Consider the following 18,533-nt stretch of genomic DNA (forward strand, 5'->3'; position numbering starts at 1 on the left):
TTCAAGCCCTCTCAGCGAAAAGAACGCCGGGGTTGAGGATCCCGGCCGGGTCGAAGCTCTCTTTGATCCGGCGCATCAGCGCGATCTTCGCCGGGTCCTCCAGATCGAGGAAGTACCCCGACTTGGCCCTCCCGAGGCCGTGCTCGCCGGAGATCGCGCCGCCGAGTTCCATCCCGAGCGCGAAGATGTCGGTCAGCAGCTGCTTCCGCTTGTCCGGGTCCTTGCAGAAGATGGCGAGGTGGACGTTGCCGTCGCCGGCGTGCCCGCAACCGAGCGCGCCCGCCTCGCGCGACAACGCCATTTCCCTGGCCTTGCGCAGGAACTCGGGCATGGCGGACCGCGGGACCACCACGTCGATGACGTCGTCGGCGCCGGCCGCCTTGGCTGTCCAGAACGCCTTCTCACGCGCCTCGATGAGCTTGCGCGCCGAAGCGCCTTCGAGCACGTACACGTCCATCGCGCCGACATCACCCAGCAGCCCACCGAGTTCCTCGATGTCGGCGTGCAGCCTGTCGTTGTCGCGATTTTCCAGCGCCACCACCAGATACGCCTGCGCCTTGTCACGGATGGCGTCCGGGACACCGAGGCTGAGCTTCTCGTTGTAGCTGATCGCCGCGAGCGTGAGGTTGTCGATGTACTCGAGGATGTGCGGCGCGAGCCCGCTGGCGATGATCTTCGGGACGACGGTCATCACCTCGTCGAAGGTCTCGAACGGGGCGAACACCGTGGCGCCGTGTGGCAGGCGCGGGTACAGCTTCACGATGACCTCGGTCGCGATCGCGAGGGTGCCTTCGGAACCGATGATCAGCTGCGTCAGGTCGTACCCCGTCGACACCTTCGAGGTCTTGCCGCCGGTCCGGATGATCTCGCCGGTGGGCAGCACGGCCTGCAGACCCACGACGTTGTGCCGAGTGACGCCGTACTTGACCGCGCGCATACCGCCCGCGTTCGTCCCGACGTTGCCGCCGACGCTCGCGCTCAGTTCCCCGGGATAGACGGTGTAGCCGAGTCCGGCTTCCGTGGTCTTTTCGTCCAATTCGGACAAGGTGACGCCGGGCTGGACGACGGCGACATGGTTTTCGGTGTCGATCTCCAGCACCGCGTTCATTCGCTCGAAGGAGATCACCAGGCTGTCTTCGCGTGGCCGCGCACCACCCGAAAGTCCGGTGCCCGACCCTCGCGCGGTGACGGGCACGCCGTGTTCGGTCGCCGCCTTGAGCAGCTCCGCGACCTCTTCGGCGCTACCCGGTTTCGCCAGGTAGGCGGGTATCTGCGCGGAGGTGGTCAAAGCCTCGTCGTGTGCGTAGTCCTCGGGGATCGCCTCGCCTGACAGCAAGTTCGCGTCCCCGACGATTTCGGCGAACCGTGCCGCAACATCGCCCATCGACTGCCCTTCCTCACGCTTCTTTGCCTGGTTACCGAAGCGTAGTACGTCGTGGGCGGGGATGGCCATGAATCATTTTCATGTTTGCTTTCCGGTGGTCACAACCTCACGACAACCTCACTCGGCTACCCATGTCGCAGCGGGCCGCGACGGCCCGCCGGAAGGGGTGGAAGCTCGATGGGAACGAAGATGAGACGGATCGCGACGCTGGGGGCGGCGCTCGCGGTCACGTTCGGGCTCGCGGTTCCGGTGGCCGAAGGCGGGGAAACGGGCTGCACGGCTCCCGTGGTCAACGTCAGCGGGGTCAGCCAGGCCGAGGGAACCAGCGCCGGATACACCACCCTTCTTTTCACCGTTTCGCTCGCCGATGGCGGCTGCGCGCCGCAGGGCGCGGTCGAATACCGGACGATCGAGGGCAACGGCTCGCCGGTCGACCCGGCGTTCATCGCGAAGGAGAGCGTCGACTACCTGCCGAGTGCGGGCACGCTGACCTGGTCCGGGACGGCGGACACGCGCACCGTCGCGGTCAGGGTCCGCGCCGACTCCCTCGTGGAGAACGACGAGATGTTCTCCCTGCGTCTGTCCGGTGAGAAGGGGCTGCGGATCGGGCACAGCGTCGGCGTCGCCTGGATCGCCGACGACGACGTCACGAAGGCTCCACCGCTCGCCACCACTCAGGAAGGCGAGATCTGCTGGTCGATCCCGCCCAACTTCGCGCAAGGCACCAGCTGCAAGGTGCCGCTCGTGCTGTCCCGCCCGTGGCTCGCGGGGCCGCTCACGATCCGCTATCGCACCGAAGGGTCCGCTCACGTGCCGGTGAAGGACGGTGTCGTCACCTTCCGGCCCGGCGAAACCAGGGGATACGCCGAGTTCACGGTCTTGTCCGGTCAAACGGGGAAGGCGCGGGTCGAATTCTTCGAGCCGTCGCAGGGCAAGCTCGTGTACGCGACCTCGACCGTGGTGATCAGTTCCGCCCGGTGACGAGGTCGGCATCGGCCGTCGCGTTCGCCCGCCGGTACAGCTCGATCGCTCGAGCCCAGTGGGCGGCCGCGGCGGCCGTGTCACCACAACGCGCCTCCAGGTCGCCGAGGTCGCGGTGCAGGTGCGCCTCCTCGTACGGATCCGGGACGCTCGCCCGGACGGCGACGCCGCGCTCGAGGTGTTCCCGCGCGGCCACCAGATCACCGAGCCCCAGGTGGGCGCGGCCGAGCCGATCGAGCGCGGCCGCCTCACTGTGCCGGTTCCCGACGTCCCGGCTGATCAGCAGCGCCTGGTCGAAATCGTCCCGCGCGGCCCGGAAATCCCGGCGGGCGAGGTGGACCTGGCCGGCGTGCAGCAGTGATTCCCACTCCTGCCACCGGTCGCCGATCGCCCGGGACGCGGCCAGCGCCTTGCCGAGGTGGTCCAGCGCGACGTCGTGATCGCCGAGTTCCTCGTAGGCCTCACCGAGCGTGTCGAGGGTGGCGGCCTCCAGCCGCGCGTTGCCGAGTGCGCGGAACGTCTCCAGTGCGTCCGTCAGCGGGCTGAGGCCGTCCATCGGCTGGCCCCGGCGGATGTAGGCGTGGCCGAGGTTGCGCTGGGACAGTGCGCGCCCGAGCCGGTTGCCCGCCGAGGTGCACCGCTGGACCGCGAGCCGGTACGCGGTGATCGCCTCGTCGAACCGGCGCAGCGCGGCGTAGGCGTTCGCGGTGTTGTTGTAGATATGCCCTTCGCCTTCGAGATCACCGGCCGCGCGTGCCGCCTTCAACGCGCGGGCGTTGGTTTCGAGCGCGTCCGTCAGCCTGCGGGTCATGAAGTAGGCCGCACCCAGCGCGCGCAGCATTTCCGCCTCCGCCAAGGGATCTTCGAGTTCGGCCGCCGCCGCGGCCCCTTCGCGGCAGAGCCCGATCCGCTCGTTCCAACCACCCGTGGTGTCGTAGAAGCTGGTGAGCAGATAGGTGAGCTGCCAGGCGGCGGTGTTGCGGCCGTGTTCGCGCGCGAACCGCACCACGGGCAGCAGATTCGCGCGTTCGGCACTCAGGAACGCCAGCGCCGAACGCCTTTCCGCCGGGAACGGCCGCTCGGGCGGCGAGTGGCGCAGCGCCGGGACCACCAGATCGCGGTTCGGGTCGATGACCCGGTTCGCCTCGGCGGCCACGTGCAGGTACCAATCGATCAGGCGGTCCGCGGCCTCGGCGCGGCTCGACGTCGTTTCGTCGGCGCGGGCACACCCGACGGCGAACTCGCGGATCAGGTCGTGGAGGCGAAAGCGATCCGGGCCCGCCGGGGTGATCAGATGCGCCGCGGACAGTTCGGCGGCCGCGGCCCGGCCCGCTTCGACGGGCACCCCGCACAACGCGCTGCCGAGAGCCGAGCTGAACGACGCCCCCGGGATCAGCCCGGACAGCCGGAACAGCCGAGCCGGCGCCCGGTCCAACGGCAGATAGGCGCTCGCGAGAACGGTTTTGACCGTCCGGGAATCTCCCTGTACCGCAAGGGTTTCCAGTCGGCCGACGCCGGTCAGTTCGGCGGTGAGTGCCGCGATCGGACGGCCCGGTTCACCGGTCAGGCGCGCGGCGGCGATCCGCAGCGCCAACGGCATCCCGTCGCAGAGCCTGGCCAGCCGCGCGGCCTGCGCGGGTTCTCGGGCGACCCGTTCGGCGCCCAGCACCCGGGTGAGCAGGGTCATCGACTCCGGGTCGGCCAGCGCGTCGAGGGCGAATACGTGGACGGCGTGCCTGCTTCCGAGCGCGGCCAGCGTCTGCCTGCTCGTGACGATCAGCATCGCCTTCGCCGTGCCGGGGACGAGCGGGAGGATCTGGTCGACGCCACCCGCGTTGTCGGCGACGATCACGCAACGTCTGCCGTGCAGCAAGGAGCGGTAGAGCGCCGCGCGTTCGGCCGTCGCGTCGGGCAGCCGATCGTCGGGGAGGCCGAGTCCACGCGACAAATGCGCGAGCGCGTCACCCGGTGAGAGTGCTTCGTTCGGGTCGTGCCCGGCGAGGTCGAGGAAGAGCTGACCGTCGGGGAAGCGGTCCGCGATGAGGTGCGCCCACTGCACGGCCAGCGCGGATTTGCCCATCCCGGCCGCACCGGAGATGACCACGACCGGTGGTTCGGGTTCGTCGAGGAGCTTGTCGAGCGAAGCGAGTTCCTGCTGCCGTCCGGTGAAATGCCCGACACGGGCGGGGAGTTGCGCGGGCGCGGTGCCTCGCGCCGGCGCGTCGAGTTCGGGCGCGCGCCGCAGGATCGAGGTATGCAGCTCGACCAGTTCGGGGCCTGGATCGACGCCGAACTCGTCGGCCAGTCCGCGGCGCACGGCCCGGAACGTCTCCAACGCCTCGGCATGCCTTCCGCAGCGATGCAGGGCGAGCATGTGCAGCGCGGCGAGCCGTTCGCGGTACGGCTGCTCGGCCCGAAGCCGCGGAAGCTCCCGGAGGACTTCTTCGTGTTCGCCGAGCCTGAGTTCGGCGTCCCAGAGTTCTTCCCAGGCGGACAGCCGCAGTTCCTGAAGCCGTTCGACTTCGCGTTGGCCCCAGCCGTCGAGTTCGGCATCTGCGAAGGCTTCGCCGCGCCAGAGCCGTAACGCCTCACGCAACGCCGCCACCGCTTGGCCGGGATTGCTCCGCTTGGCGGCACGAAGTTCCTCTTCGAAGCGGAGAGCGTCGACAGAGGACGGTGCGACCGTCAGGACGTACCCGGGCTTGCGCGTCAGCAGGATCGGCGGGAATCCGCAGTCCTCCAGCGCCTGCCGGATCCGGGCGACGTGGCTGTGCAGGGTCTTCACCGCGGTGCGGGGCGGATCCTCGCCCCAGAGCACGTCGACCAGCCGGGGGATCGGGACGACCGAGCCCGCGTGCAGGGCGAGAACGCCGAGCACGGCTCTCTGGCGGGCGCCGTGCAACTCCGCCCGCCCGGTGGGGCCGATCGCTTCGACCGGGCCCAGCACCCGCAGTTCCCCTGGCCCGGGCACCCTGCTCCCTCCGGCAAGTGACCTCGGTGAGCGTATCCGGGCGAAGACCCACCGAAATCGGCCAATTAGGGCACACGATCTCGACAACCCCGCCACAACCGGTCTGGCCGACGGTCAACGGACCGACTTTTTCGCCCAAGGAGGGGAACATGATCAGCAGGAATCCGCGGCGCCGTCGAACGCTGCTCGCCTCGGCCGTCTTGGCCGTCGCGACGCTGTTCGCGGGTGTCGCACCGGCGGTGCAGGCCGCGCCGGAAGCCCGGGCCGACGTCTTCATCCGGGACAACACGTCCGACGTCGGGTTCGAACCCTCGACCGGCTCGCTCTACTCCAGCCCCGACATCCGGGTGTGCAAGGGAATGACTCCCTGCGTCACCGACGACCCGGTCGTCCAGGGAGACCTCGTCTACATCCATGTCACGCTGAACAACCCCGGCCCGTACGGGGACGGCCTCGAGAAGGGAACGTTGCAGGTCTACTACACGAAGCAAGGCACCGTGGCACAGTGGTCGAGCCAGTGGAACTACATCGGTTCGGCCACCAATGTGAGCGTGCCCTACGGCTCCAAACGGGTCGTCATCCCGTGGAAGGTCCCGTTCGGCTCGCACTTCTGCCTGCTGGCGCGGTGGCTTTCGCCGACCGACCTGCCGACCGAGGGTCTGAGCACGTCGATGAACACGCGGAAGAACAACAACATCGCCTGGCACAACGTGAACGTCCTGCCGTTCAAGATCAAGATCCCGGAGTACCGGCCGATCGTGTTCGGCTGGGACGGTCCCGACCCCACGGCGGTCGGCGACATCGTCTTCACACAGCCGGGCAGGCCGTTCACCGGCCCGGGACGGATCACCATCGACCTCGGACCCGACCTCGCCGCACGCTGGCGGGCGGCAGGTGCGAAGGGTGAAGGCGTCGAACGTGTCGGAGAGACCGAGCTGGCCATCGTGAACCCGCAGCGCGCCCGGATCAGCGGTTTGACGTTCAAGTCGGGCGAACAGGTGGACGCCAAGCTGAGCTTCACCGCCGGAGCCGAGGCGGCCGGCGGGCAGTACACCGTCCACGTGACCCAGGTCGACCAGCGCGGCGAAGAGGTCGGTGGCGTCGAATACCGGCTCAGCGAAGCGCGGCAGTAAGCCAGGGAGGGGTGCCGGCCCGTGGGCGGTGTGGGGCAGGAACCCGCACCGCCCACGGGTTTCACGCGCGTGCGAACGAAAGCGTCTCGCCCTCGACACCTCGCAGCCAGAGGTCTTGCGCGGCTTCCGCCATTTCTGCGAGTCCCTCCTCGATCGTCGCGAACACGTTCCCGGGCACCCAGCCCGCGTCGCCGTTGATCAGCAGGTTGTTGCGGCCGTAGAAGATCGCGAGATCCGTCGCGCCCTGGTCACTGTGGGCCTCACTGTCCTCGTCGTAGCCGTACGCCGGGTTGCCGATTTCCCAAGCCTCGAACCCGAAGTACACGACATCCCCCGGAATCGGGGTCACCGTGGGGTTTTCGCGGCCCGGTTTCGGTTCGGCGAAAGGCGGGACGAGGGTGTAGACCTCGTTGCGCGCGTACTTCGCGTGGTAGGCCGAACCGCTCTGCGGCAACGCTTCCCACACCGCCCGGCAGGTCCGCGGGGCTTCGGCGTCGAGCAGCCGGGCCCGGCAGGACACTCCGCGCTTGTCGAGCGTGATCGTGATGTAGCGGGCCATCACGCGACCCCCGCCACGACGTCGCCCCAGATCCGCAGCGCCTCGTCGACCTGCTCGGAGTCGACGATCAGCGGCGGCACCATCCGCACGACGTTCATGTACGCCCCGCACGTCAGCAGCAGCAACCCGTTGGCGGACGCGGCCTTCTGGGCCGCCTGTGCCTTCGCGGTGTCCGGCTCGCCGTCCGGCGTGGTGAACTCGGAACCGACCAGCAGCCCCAGGCCGCGGACGTCGCCGATCGACGGCGACTTGTCCGCGATCACCCGGACGCCTTCCAAGAGCTGGCGCCCTCGTTCGGCGGCGTTCTCGACGAGCCCTTCCTGCTGGATCACCTCCAGCGTGGCGATCGCCGCCGCGCAGGCCACCGCGTTACCGCCGTAGGTGCCGCCCTGCGACCCGGGAAGCGCCTTCGCCATCAGCTCCTCCGACGCGGCCATGCCCGAGATCGGGAAGCCGCTCGCGAGACCCTTCGCGATGAGCACGATGTCCGGGCTCACCCCGAAGTGCTCGTGCCCCCAGAACCTGCCTGTCCGGCCGAAGCCTGTCTGGATCTCGTCCATCACCAGCAGGATCCCGTGCTTGTCGGCGCGTTCGCGCAGCCCGGCGAGGAACTCGCGGTTCGCCGGCACGTAGCCGCCCTCGCCGAGCACCGGCTCGATGAAGAACGCGGCCGTCTCGTTCGGCGAGCAGACAGTGGCGAACAGGTAGTCGAGCTCGCGCAGGGCGAACTTCGTCGCCGTCTCCTCGTCCCAGCCGTAGTGGAAGGCGTACGGGAACGGCGCGACGTGCACCCCGGACATGAGCGGCGAGATACCGGCGCTGAACCGGGTGCCCGACGTCGTCATCGTCGCCGCCGCGACGGTCCGGCCGTGGAACCCGCCCTGGAAGACGATGACGTTGGGCCGCTTGGTCGCCTGCCGCGACAGCCGGAGCGCCGCCTCGACCGCCTCGCTGCCGGAGTTCGCGTAGAAGAGGGAGTTCAGGCCCTCCGGAAGGACAGCGCCCAGCTTCTCGGTCAGCTCGAGCATCGGCTTGTGCATGATCGTCGTGTACTGCCCGTGGATGAGTTTGCCGATCTGCTCCCGCGCCGCGCTCACCACGTGCGGGTGACAGTGGCCGGTGCTGGTCACGCCGATACCGGCGGTGAAATCCAGGTGACGTTTGCCATCGGTGTCGTAGAGGTACACCCCTTCACCGTGGTCGACCACGACCGGCGTTGCCTGCTTGAGCAGCGGTGATAGCTGGGCCATGGGCTGCGCTCCTAGGTCGGCTGAGCTGTTGTCGATTGTTGACAATATCCATAGCATGGCTTTCGGGACAACATGGAGGAGCGTTGGGATGAGCTCGATCAGTGAGGCCGGCGTAGTCAAGGCGGTCGGCAAGGAACTGTTCATCGGCGGCAAGTGGGTGCCCGCCACGGACGGGAAGACCTTCCCCGTCCTCGACCCTTCGACAGGCGAAGCCCTGTGCGAGGTGGCCGACGCGTCACCGGCGGACGGTGTCAGCGCACTCGACGCGGCCGTCGCCGCACAGGCCGACTGGGCGAACGTCGCCCCGCGTGAACGCGGGGAGATCCTGCGCCGCGCCTACGAACTGCTGATCAAGCGCGCCGACGAACTCGCGCTGCTGATGACGCTCGAGATGGGCAAGCCGCTCGTGGAATCGAAGGGCGAGATCACCTACGCGGCCGAGTTCTTCCGCTGGTTCGCGGAAGAGGCCGTCCGGATCGACGGCGGCTACGCCGTCGCGCCCAACGGGTCGGGTCGCTTCCTGGTGACGAAGCAGCCCGTCGGGCCGTGCCTCCTGATCACGCCGTGGAACTTCCCCATGGCGATGGGCACCCGCAAGATCGGTCCCGCCGTCGCGGCCGGCTGCACGATGATCATCAAACCCGCTGCTCAGACCCCGCTTTCGATGTTGGCCCTCGCGGCGATCCTCGCCGAAGCGGGATTGCCGGAAGGTGTGCTGAACGTGCTCACGACGTCGGACTCCGGCGGCGTGATGGAGCCGCTGATCCGGGACGGCCGTGCCCGGAAGCTGTCCTTCACCGGCTCGACCGGCGTCGGGCGGAAGCTGCTGGAACAGTGCGCGGACAAGGTGCTCCGCACCTCGATGGAGCTCGGCGGCAACGCCCCCTTCCTCGTCTTCGAAGACGCCGACCTCGACGCGGCGATCGAAGGCGCGATGACCGCCAAGATGCGCAACATCGGTGAGGCCTGCACGGCCGCGAACCGCTTCTATGTCCAGCGGGGCATCGTCGGCGAGTTCTCCCGGCGCCTCACCGAGCGGATGGAAGCCCTGCCGATGGGGCGCGGCACCGAGGAAGGTGTCGTCGTCGGCCCCCTCATCGACGAAGCCGCCGTCGAGAAGGTCAGCAGCCTGGTCTCCGACGCCACCGATCGGGGAGCACGCGTCCTCACCGGTGGGTCTACTGTGGACGGTCCAGGCAACTTCTATCAGGCCACGGTGCTCACCGACGTGCCCAAGGACGCCAGGCTCGCTTCGGAGGAGATCTTCGGCCCGGTCGCCCCGATCACCCCGTTCGATAGCGAGGACGAGGCCATCGCGGCGGCGAACGACACCGAGTTCGGTCTCGTGTCCTATGTGTACACCTCCGATCTCAAGCGGGCGCTTCGGGTTTCGGAACGGTTGGAAGCCGGCATGATCGGCCTCAACCAAGGGCTGGTCTCGAACCCGGCGGCACCTTTCGGTGGGATCAAGCAGTCCGGACTCGGTCGTGAAGGTGGCACTGTCGGCATCGAGGAGTTCCTCGAGACCAAGTACATCGCGGTGGCCCTGTGACTTCTTCTTATCGGATCGCGAGCATTCCCGGCGACGGGATCGGTGTCGATGTGACGGTCGAGGCCCGCAAGGTCCTCGACCGCGCGGCGGCATCGCATGGTTTCTCCTTGTCCTGGAAAGAGTTCGACTGGAGTTGTGAGCGGTACACCAAGACCGGCTCGATGATGCCCGACGACGGTATCGAGCAGCTTTCCGCTTTCGATGGGATCTTTCTCGGCGCCGTCGGCTTTCCCGGCGTTCCGGACCATGTGTCGTTGTGGGGTCTCCTCATTCCGGTGCGGCGGGCGTTCAGTCAGTACGTCAACCTCCGGCCGGTCCGTCTGCTGCCGGGCACGACGTCGGCACTGGCGGGCCGCGACGCCGACGAGCTGGAGATGGTGATCGTCCGGGAGAACTCCGAGGGCGAGTACTCGGAGATCGGCGGCAGGCACAACCGTGGCCTGGGAAATGAGTTCGTCTTACAGGAATCCGTGTTCACGCGGGTCGGGGTGGAGCGGATCATCCGCTACGCCTTCGAGCTGGCGAAGACGCGGACGGGCCGGGTCTGCTCGGCGACCAAGTCCAACGGACTCATCCACTCGATGCCGTTCTGGGACGAGATCTTCGCCGAAATCTCTTCGGAGTATCCGGACGTGCACGCCGAACAGTGCCATGTCGACGCGCTCGCCGCGCGGATGGTGCAGGCGCCGGACCGGCTCGACGTCGTGGTCGCTTCCAATCTCTTCGGCGACATCCTGAGCGACCTGGCGGCGGCCGTGACGGGCGGGCTCGGAATGGCGCCTTCGGGCAATATCAATCCAACCGGTGAGTTCCCTTCCATGTTCGAGGCGGTCCACGGCAGCGCTCCCGACATCGCCGGGCAGGGCATCGCGAATCCGGTGGCGCAGATCCTGGCGGGGGCGATGCTGCTCGACCATCTCGGGGAAACCCTTGCGGCACAGGATGTTCGCGTCGCGGTGGAAAAGGTTCTCGAGGAGGGGACCGTGCAGACCCCAGACCTCGGCGGGAAGTCCACCACCGCCGAACTCGGGTCCGCGGTGGTCGCCGCTCTATCTTGAACCATCCGCATAGGGGCGTGTCAAGTCCCGGTAGTCATGAATGGTCCATTCAGGACTTCGGGCGGGGTTTAAGTACATGAAGGCCCCCTTCCTTGCGTTAGGCGCAAGGAAGGGGGCCTTCATGTACTTAAGGGAGGTGTGGCTGTCGTGGCGTTTCGAGCGGTGCGGGCTCGATGCCGCCGCGGTCCGGTGTTCCCAATGTCGCATTGGGGGTACTGAGCGTCTCCGATGCGACATTGGGAACCTGGCCTGGCTGCCGAGACGCCCCTAACGCCTCTGGAGTGGCCAGCCACCCTTAACGGCCGTGTCGCGAAAGCCACTTTCGAGACCTCAGGCGTCCCCAAAGTGGCTTTCGCGACACTGAACCTGCCCAGGAATACGCCGTATTCACCTTGCGGAGTAAGCCAGTGGCATTCGGGCGGCCTGCTGAGCGCTCTCAACGCCACATCGGGAGCGCCGGTCCCGTGAATCCGACCCCTGTCGATTTTCTCGGACAAGAAGAAAATGGTGCGCTGAAAGGGAAACCCGTCGCGAAAGGACCGTTCATCGCATGGGCGCCACCCCGGGCCGCGAGTTTTTGTCGGTGCCCCGGTGCACAGTGTCGATCATCGGATTCGACGACTGGAGGAGTGCCGATGTGCTGGCATTGCGACAACCCCGGGAAGAGCCGCCGCGACTACCTTATCGAGGAGGTCCGTCCGCTGATCCGGAAGTACGGCTGGATGGTGCAGACGGTCGAGCGCGGAAGCGCCCAACCCGGTTTCGCGTACACGGTCGGGCTCACCGACGCCGGGCTCCCGGAGCTCGTCGTCACCGGACTGAGAGAGCGAAGATCGGGGCAGTTGCTGAACTATTTCGCCAAGCAGGTGGTCCGGTCGGGGCCGCCGGAAGCGGGTGAGGTGCTGCCCGCCGCGGTGGGATGGCCGTCATTCGAGGTCGTTCCGCTCAGTTCGCCGTCGGCGCACCTGATCACCGCCGTGCTCATGTACGGCGAGGAATTCCGTGCCCTGCAATTGGTCTACGAGGACGAGCACGGCAATTGGCCGTGGGACAGGGAGTTCCGCGGCGGGACGGGCGGGCAGCCGGTGCTGGGGGCACGGGGCCGTGGCTGAATCCTTAAGGCACCGCGGGAGCTTCGCCCACTCGCAGGCTGGTTCCCGGGGCCAATCGCTGGACGGCGTCCTCCATATGGGCTTCCAGCAGCGACAGCGCGGTCTCTTCGTCGCCTGCCCGGAGGGCCTCGATGATCTTGGTGTGCTCGGTGACCCGTTCTTCGACCTGCTGATAGGTCGCCTGCAGCGCGGTGAGGCACATCCGGGTCTCGATCAGCAGGGTCCGGGCCATCCGGACGAGCCGCTTGCTGCCGGAGGCGGCGATCAGCGCTTCGTGGAACCGGAGGTCGGCCCAGGAGAGCGCGGTCGGATCGTCGTCGTCCGCGGCGGCGGCCATGGCGCTCACGGCCTGTTCGAGTTCGGTGGCGACCCGTTCCCGGTCACCGCGCAGCGCCCGCAGCATCGCGGCACGCTCGATGGCCGAGCGCGCCGAATAGATGTCGTAGACGTCGCCGGGTTCGAGGTCGATCACGAACAGGCCGCGGTGCCGCTCGCTGCGCAGGAGCCCTTCGGAAACGAGGTGCTGCATCGCCTCTCGCAGCGGTCCCCGCGAAACCTGGAACCGGGAGGCCAGATCCGTTTCGCCGAGCTGGGTGCCGGGAGGGAGAGCGCCGGTCATGATCGCGTCCCGCAACTGGCGCGCGATGATCCCGGCGGTCGACTCCCGGCTGACCGGCTCGATTTCCGGCAAGGACATGGTTCAGTTGCCCCTTCTCCCGAACAGCGCGCCCAGTGTGCGGACGAGTGGCGACTTCCCGGTGAGCCGCAGGCCCTCCCAGACGGTGACCTGGTTGGCGGTCAGCACCGGCTTGCCGAGCCGGGTCTCGAGCGTGTTGATCTCGCCGAGGGTGCGCATGGCGGTGTCGGGGACGAGCAGCGCGTCGGCGGCCGGGTGGTCGCGGCTCACGACGAGCTCGACGACGGCTTCCGGGCTGAGTTCGCCCACCTCGGCGGCGGTGTCGATGTCCGCGCTGCCCATCGAGACCACTTCGACCCCGCCCGCGCCGAGGAACTCGACGAACAGCCGGGCGACGTCGTCCGGGTAGCTGGCGGCGACCGCGACCCGCCGGACGCCGAGGGCCTGAGCGGCGTGGACGAAGGCGAAGGAGGTGCTCGACGCCGGGACACCGGCGACGGCGGCCAGCCGGTCGGCCTGGTCGCGGGCGCCTTCCCAGCCGTAGACGAAGCTGCCGCTGGTGCACGCCCAGACCACCGCGTCCGGTTCGTGTTTGGCCAGCAGCGCGGCGCCGTCGGCGAGCCGGCTTTCGCTGCCGAGGTCCAGCAGCTCCGGCACGGCGTGCAGATCGGTTCCGTAGATGTGCTCGACCGGCAGCTTGATCCCGGCCATGTCCCCGCCGAGGAGCTGTTCCGCGAGCGGGTAGTCGTCTTCGGCCGCGTGATCGGGGTAGATGAACCCGATCGTGGTCGTCTCGGACGGCGGCTCGGGTGGGGTGAGCGGCGAGATGGGCACGGGACCTCCGGAGGGCAGATTGTCGACAATCGTAGGGGAAGAGGTCAGTCGACCTCCCGCAGCCACTTGCCGGGCCCGACGATCGGCAGGTTCATCCGCCGGAGGCAGGCCCACATCGTGAGCTGGTTCGCGGTGAGGACGGGTTTGCCGAGCGCGCTTTCGAGCGGCTCGATCAGATCGTAGGTGGGGAGGTTGGTGCAGCTGACGAAGATGGCTTCCGCGTCGGCGTGGTCGGCAGCGAGGATGCGTTCGGCGATGGTCCGGTAGCTGACCTTCCAGATGCCGCCGCCCAGGCCGAGATGGTCGCTGGAGACGGTGCGGACGCCGAGCTCGGCCAGGAAGTCGTGCAGCTTCCCGGTCAGGTCGCCGTCGTAGGGCGTCAGCACCGAGACCCGGTGCAGGTCGAGCTGGTGCAGGACCTCGGCCAGCGCTCCGGAGGTGGTGACGGCGTCCGGAGCGCCGGCGTCGCAGATCGCCTTGGTCAGAGAACGTTCGTAGTCCACACCGTTGACGAAACTTCCGGAGGTGCACAGATAGGCGACGACTTCGGGCTCCACGTGGAGCACGTCTCGCGTGGCGGCGGCGAGATGCCTGCTGTCACTGACGAGCTGGGCCATCTCCATGCTGACGGGGACGGGCTCGTACGGCGTCCGCGCCAGATGGAGGGAGACCTCCATGGGCACCCAGCGCCACAGCTCGCGTTCCAGGGCAAGGTCGAAGGGGGCGATGACGCCGATTCCGCGTTGCGCCAACGGGCCCTCGAACTCCAGTAAGTCGAAATCCAAGTCTCAGCCTCCGGAAACTTCTGCAGTCACAGTCCGGTGCTCCGGGGGTCGTTCCTCGGATTGTTGACAATCATACGAGCCACTTTTACGGTGTCAACGTGATCGCCTCGGAGACCCCTGTGCTGGCGGTGCTCTGCGGAGACACGCGCCCACCGGACATGCGCGCTATCGAAGCCGAAGCGGTGGTTCGTTACACCGACGAAGCCGGGTTGGCCGATGCGTTATCCGGTGCGGACGCGTTCTTCGTCTACGACTTCCTGTCGACCGCCGTCCCGGGTGCCTGGCACGCGGCCGACAGGCTGCGCTGGCTGCACATCGCCAGCGCGGGTGTCGACCCCGTGCTCTTCCCCGGGCTGCAGGAGAGCGACGTCGTGCTCACCAACTCGCGGGGGGTGTTCGACGGGGCGATAGCCGAGTACGTCCTCGGGGTCGTCCTCGCGTTCGCCAAGGATTTCGTCCGTTCGTGGGACCTGCAGCGGCGGAGGCAGTGGAAGCACCGGGAGAGTGAGCGGATCTCCGGTCGCCGGGTGCTCGTGGTGGGCACCGGGCCGATCGGCCGGTCGATCGCGCGGATGTTGCGGGCGGCCGGGATGTCGGTGGCGGGCGTCGGACGCCGTCCTCGTGAGGGCGATCCCGACTTCGGAGACGTGTACGCCTCTTCGGACCTGGCTCGCCATCTTCCCGAGGCGGACTACGTCGTCGCGGTCGCGCCGCTGACCGAGCAGACGAAGGGCATGTTCGACGCGGGGGCCTTCGCCGCGATGAAACCCGGCGCGCGGTTCGTCAACGTCGGCCGCGGCGAACTGGTCATCACTTCGGACCTGGTCGGCGCCTTGCGGGACGGTTCGCTCGGAGGTGCGGCGCTCGACGTCTTCGACACCGAGCCGCTGCCGCCCGAGAGTCCTTTGTGGACTATGGAGAACGTGCTGATCTCGCCGCATATGTCGGGCGACTTCGTCGGCTGGCGTAATACTCTGGTAGAGGTGTTCGCGGACAACTTCCGTCGCTGGCGCGCGGGGGAGCCGCTGCGCAACGTCGTGGACAAGCAGCTCGGATACGTGCCGTCGGAGACGCTTCGCCAAGGTTAGGGGCCGGATGAACGACACCAAGTCGACCGCGAGTGAGCTCGTGGCCGCGTATGCCACCGGAGAGCTGTCGCCGGTCGAGGCCACTCAGAACGCGTTGCGTCTCATCGAAGAGCACGACGGCGAGACGAACGCTTTCTGCCTTGTCGACGCCGATGGCGCGCTCGAACAGGCGAAAGCGTCCGAAATCCGCTGGCGGGACGGTAATCCGATCGGCTGGCTCGACGGTGTCCCGGCCTCGATCAAGGACATGTTCCTGACCCAGGGCTGGCCGACGCTGCGCGGTTCGCGGTGCATCGACCCGAACCAGCCGTGGGACGTCGACAGCCCGGTCACCGCGCGGCTGCGTGAGAACGGCTTGGTACTGCTGGGAAAGACCACGACGCCGGAATTGGCGTGGAAGGGTGTCACCGACAACACGCTGACCGGGATCACCCGCAACCCGATCGACCCGTCGAAGACGGCGGGCGGGTCCAGCGGGGGAAGCGCCGCGGCCGTCGCGGCGGGGATGGGCGAACTCTCCGTCGGCACCGACGGCGGTGGCTCGATCCGGATCCCGGCTTCGTTCTGCGGAATCGTCGGCCTCAAACCGACGCACGGCCGGATCCCGCTGTTCCCGGCGAGCCCGTTCGGGCCGCTCTCGCACGCCGGCCCGATGGCGCGTTCGGTCGATGACACGGCACTGCTCCTCGACGTCCTCTCGCTGCCCGACCACCGCGACCCGGCCGCGCTCGCCCCGCCTGTCTCGACCTACCGCGAAGCCGTCCGCCGGGACGTACGCGGGCTGATCGCCGCCTACTCGCCGACGCTCGGTTTCGTCGACGTCGACCCGGAGGTCGCGGCGATCGTCAAGTCGGCGGTCCAGTCGCTGGGCGACGCGGGCCTGCACATCGAGGAGACCGATCCCGGCTTCACCGACCCCAAACCCGCCTTCGACATCCTGTGGTCGACGGGGGCGGCCAAGTGGCTGGACGCCTTCCCCGCCGGTTCGGAGGCGAAGGTCGATCCCGGGCTGCTGAAGGTGTGGGAATTCGGCAAGACCTTCTCGGCGAGTGACTATCTCGGCGCCAACGCCGAGCGGGCCGCACTGGGCATCCTGATGGGCGAGTTCCACACGCGCTACGACGTGCTGATCACGCCGACCCTCCCGATTCCCGCTTTCGAGGCCGGGCACGAGGTGCCGCCGGGCAGTGGTCTGAGCGGCTGGCCGGACTGGACGCCGTTCACCTACCCGTTCAACATGACCCAGCAGCCCGCCATCAGCGTCCCGGCGGGCCGCACCTCTCGAGGTCTCCCGGTCGGTCTGCAGATCGTGGGCCCGCGGCACTCCGACGACCTGGTCCTCGCGGTCGCGAAGCTCCTGGAGGAGGTCCGTCCCTGGCCGTGACCTGCGGAAAGGAGCAAGGGACCTTTGCTATCGCTTCCACGGGGTCAGGGCTGGGCGGCGTGGGTCTTCCGGACGAGCCCGCGCACCTGGCCGCTGCACAGTGCGAGACAGGTGGCCGCCACGACCAGGGCGGCGCACGCGAGCAGTGTCGTGCTGACCCCGAAGTGCTGGGCGGCCGGTCCGGCCGCCATCTGGCCGAGGGGCAGGGCGATGAAGGAACCGAGCATGTCGTAGGAGTAGACGCGCGCGAGTTTTTCTTCGGGCACGTTCTCCTGCAGCGAGACGTCCCACGCGACCACGAACTGCTCGATCGCCAGGCCGGACACGAACATGGCGGCCAGCAGCAGCGGCAGCCACGGCGCCTGGCCGAGGAGGATCAACGGCGGCGCTTCGAAAAGGATCACCGCGACGCCGACGAACAGCGCGCGCCGCGGCTGCCATCGAGCCACGAGGATCCCGCCGACGAGTGAGCCGATCGTCTGCGCGGCGAGGGCGAACCCCCAGCCGGAGCGGCCGAAACTGCTGTCGGCGACGACGGGACCGAGTACCGCGATCCCGCCGGCGATGACCGCGTTCACCACCATGAACTGCACGACCACGACCCACACCCAGGTCCGTGACCGGAACTCGCGCCAGCCTTCGACGAGTTCCGCCAGCGGGCGGCTGCCGGGGATCCGTTCCCGGCGGCTGAGGCGGATACGCCGGTAGGACAGGGCGGAGCCCAGGAACAGCAGCGCGTTCCCGCCGAGCGCCCAGCCGGGGCCGACCGCGGTGACCAGAATGCCGCCGAGGCCGGCGCCGGCGATCCGGCCGGAGTTCGAGAGCAGCCTGCCGAGGGCGTTGGCCGGTGCCAGCAATGCCGCGGGCACCGTCAACGGAGTGAGCGACGCCGAGGCGGGGGCGGAGATCGCGGACACCGCGCCGTTGACCACGCTGAGGCCGACCAGCAGCGGGATCGACGCGAATCCACAAAGGACACTCGTCGCGATGACGGCCTGGGTCACGGTGGCGGCGAGTTCGGTGCCCTGCAGGATCACCGAACGCGGCAGGCGGTCCGCCAGCACCCCGCCGAACAGCAGCAGGACCACGCTCGCCACCGACCGCGCACCCACGACGATGCCGATGTCGACGGCCGAACCGGTCAGGTCGATCACCGCGAACGCCAGCGCGAGCGGGGCGACGGCGTTGCCGAACTCCCCGAACGTGCGGCCGCCGATCAGCCAGCGGAAGTTGTGGTGGCGGAGGGGTTCGCGCAGCGATGTCACGATCGCGTCATTTCGAACAGGGACACCGTCGCGCTGACCGGGATGGTGCCCCGGGTGCGGGGCGGCCGCGCGGCCGAGTGCAGCAGCCTGCTCAGTTCGTGCGCGTGTGCGAGCGCCTTCTCCCAGGTCTCGCGGTCGACCCACATCTCGGCGTCGGTCGTCGACGCGCGTTCGCCCAGGGCACGGAATTCGCTGCGGCGCTTGAGTTCTTCGGCCATTGTCGCGAGGAGAAGCTGCTTCTCCCGCGGATTCGCCGACGTGAAATGGGCTCCGGACTCCGGATCGTGCCGGTAGCGCTTCGCCAGCCCGCCTCGGATCCGGACCTCCTCGACGACGTCGAGCAGTCCGGCCTCGTGGAGCCGTCGCAAGTGATAGCTGACATTCGCTTGTGTCTCACCGAGTTCGCGCGCGGCCTCGGCCGCACTCATCGCGACACCGGTCAAAAGCGACAGAATGCGCAGCCGTACGGGATGGGCGAGGACACGCAGCCCGTCGAGGCCGGGAGACTCGGACATGAAGCGAGTATCGACTGCCGGGACG

16 protein-coding genes are annotated in these 18,533 nt (G+C 68.3%); 7 read left to right on the plus strand and 9 right to left on the minus strand.

The features are described from left to right. Position 1 precedes the first annotated feature (1 nt). On the minus strand, positions 2-1,384 hold the full coding sequence (locus ACLJO0_RS04695) for an FAD-binding oxidoreductase (protein WP_410576694.1): 1,383 nt from the start codon (positions 1,382-1,384) through the stop codon (positions 2-4). Positions 1,385-1,573: 189 nt separating this feature from the next. Between ACLJO0_RS04695 and ACLJO0_RS04700 the strand changes: the two genes are divergently transcribed. Then, positions 1,574-2,365: a Calx-beta domain-containing protein gene (locus ACLJO0_RS04700; RefSeq protein ID WP_410576695.1), complete on the plus strand. Its 792-nt coding sequence runs from the start codon at positions 1,574-1,576 to the stop codon at positions 2,363-2,365. Here the strand turns inward: ACLJO0_RS04700 and ACLJO0_RS04705 are convergent. Beyond that, the gene (locus tag ACLJO0_RS04705; RefSeq protein WP_410576972.1) at positions 2,349-5,312 is read right to left on the minus strand and encodes a BTAD domain-containing putative transcriptional regulator; all 2,964 of its coding nucleotides are present in this window, start codon (positions 5,310-5,312) and stop codon (positions 2,349-2,351) included. The genes ACLJO0_RS04700 and ACLJO0_RS04705 overlap by 17 nt on opposite strands. A gap of 173 nt (positions 5,313-5,485) precedes the next feature. On the opposite strand from ACLJO0_RS04705, the gene ACLJO0_RS04710 reads away from it, so the two are divergent. Further along, positions 5,486-6,469: a hypothetical protein gene (locus tag ACLJO0_RS04710; RefSeq protein WP_410576696.1), complete on the plus strand. Its 984-nt coding sequence runs from the start codon at positions 5,486-5,488 to the stop codon at positions 6,467-6,469. 61 nt (positions 6,470-6,530) lie between these two features. Here ACLJO0_RS04710 and ACLJO0_RS04715 read toward each other — a convergent pair whose 3' ends face one another. Next, positions 6,531-7,028 carry a DUF3830 family protein gene (locus tag ACLJO0_RS04715; RefSeq protein WP_125792031.1) on the minus strand — a complete coding sequence of 166 codons (498 nt, stop codon included), beginning with the start codon at positions 7,026-7,028 and terminating at the stop codon, positions 6,531-6,533. Next, a complete protein-coding gene (locus ACLJO0_RS04720; protein WP_410576697.1) occupies positions 7,028-8,278 on the minus strand; it encodes an aspartate aminotransferase family protein in 1,251 nt (416 codons plus the stop codon). The genes ACLJO0_RS04715 and ACLJO0_RS04720 overlap by 1 nt, the downstream gene beginning before the upstream one ends. 88 nt (positions 8,279-8,366) lie before the next feature. Between ACLJO0_RS04720 and ACLJO0_RS04725 the strand changes: the two genes are divergently transcribed. The 3 genes from ACLJO0_RS04725 to ACLJO0_RS04735 all read left to right on the plus strand — a co-directional run bounded on the left by ACLJO0_RS04725 (position 8,367) and on the right by ACLJO0_RS04735 (position 12,000). Beyond that, entirely contained in the window at positions 8,367-9,830 is a 1,464-nt protein-coding gene (locus tag ACLJO0_RS04725) for an NAD-dependent succinate-semialdehyde dehydrogenase (RefSeq protein ID WP_410576698.1), read from the plus strand. Beyond that, positions 9,827-10,888, plus strand: a complete 1,062-nt coding sequence (locus ACLJO0_RS04730; RefSeq protein WP_410576699.1) for a tartrate dehydrogenase — start codon at positions 9,827-9,829, stop codon at positions 10,886-10,888. The genes ACLJO0_RS04725 and ACLJO0_RS04730 overlap by 4 nt, the downstream gene beginning before the upstream one ends. A 635-nt stretch (positions 10,889-11,523) precedes the next feature. Beyond that, positions 11,524-12,000: a DUF4262 domain-containing protein gene (locus ACLJO0_RS04735; RefSeq protein ID WP_125792035.1), complete on the plus strand. Its 477-nt coding sequence runs from the start codon at positions 11,524-11,526 to the stop codon at positions 11,998-12,000. 4 nt (positions 12,001-12,004) lie between these two features. Here ACLJO0_RS04735 and ACLJO0_RS04740 read toward each other — a convergent pair whose 3' ends face one another. From ACLJO0_RS04740 to ACLJO0_RS04750, 3 genes are read right to left on the minus strand one after another with little or no spacing between them, the layout of a single operon-like run. Beyond that, positions 12,005-12,697: a GntR family transcriptional regulator gene (locus tag ACLJO0_RS04740; RefSeq protein WP_125788462.1), complete on the minus strand. Its 693-nt coding sequence runs from the start codon at positions 12,695-12,697 to the stop codon at positions 12,005-12,007. A gap of 3 nt (positions 12,698-12,700) precedes the next feature. Then, on the minus strand, positions 12,701-13,471 hold the full coding sequence (locus ACLJO0_RS04745) for a maleate cis-trans isomerase (protein WP_410576700.1): 771 nt from the start codon (positions 13,469-13,471) through the stop codon (positions 12,701-12,703). Between the two features lie 44 nt (positions 13,472-13,515). Further along, positions 13,516-14,256 (minus strand): Asp/Glu/hydantoin racemase, encoded by a 741-nt coding sequence (locus ACLJO0_RS04750; protein WP_125792037.1) that lies wholly within the window; start codon positions 14,254-14,256, stop codon positions 13,516-13,518. A gap of 98 nt (positions 14,257-14,354) precedes the next feature. On the opposite strand from ACLJO0_RS04750, the gene ACLJO0_RS04755 reads away from it, so the two are divergent. Both ACLJO0_RS04755 and ACLJO0_RS04760 read left to right on the plus strand, forming a co-directional pair. After that, positions 14,355-15,344 (plus strand): D-2-hydroxyacid dehydrogenase, encoded by a 990-nt coding sequence (locus tag ACLJO0_RS04755; RefSeq protein ID WP_410576701.1) that lies wholly within the window; start codon positions 14,355-14,357, stop codon positions 15,342-15,344. A 7-nt stretch (positions 15,345-15,351) separates the two neighbouring features. Then, positions 15,352-16,728 carry an amidase gene (locus ACLJO0_RS04760; RefSeq protein WP_410576702.1) on the plus strand — a complete coding sequence of 459 codons (1,377 nt, stop codon included), beginning with the start codon at positions 15,352-15,354 and terminating at the stop codon, positions 16,726-16,728. A 44-nt stretch (positions 16,729-16,772) separates the two neighbouring features. Here ACLJO0_RS04760 and ACLJO0_RS04765 read toward each other — a convergent pair whose 3' ends face one another. Beyond that, on the minus strand, positions 16,773-17,993 hold the full coding sequence (locus ACLJO0_RS04765) for an MFS transporter (RefSeq protein ID WP_410576703.1): 1,221 nt from the start codon (positions 17,991-17,993) through the stop codon (positions 16,773-16,775). Next, entirely contained in the window at positions 17,990-18,508 is a 519-nt protein-coding gene (locus ACLJO0_RS04770) for a helix-turn-helix domain-containing protein (protein ID WP_410576704.1), read from the minus strand. Before ACLJO0_RS04770 ends, ACLJO0_RS04765 begins: the two co-directional genes overlap by 4 nt. Between the last annotated feature and the right edge of the window lie 25 nt (positions 18,509-18,533).

The sequence above is a fragment of the Amycolatopsis sp. lyj-108 genome (genome assembly GCF_046549005.1).
Classification (GTDB): Bacteria; Actinomycetota; Actinomycetes; order Mycobacteriales; family Pseudonocardiaceae; genus Amycolatopsis.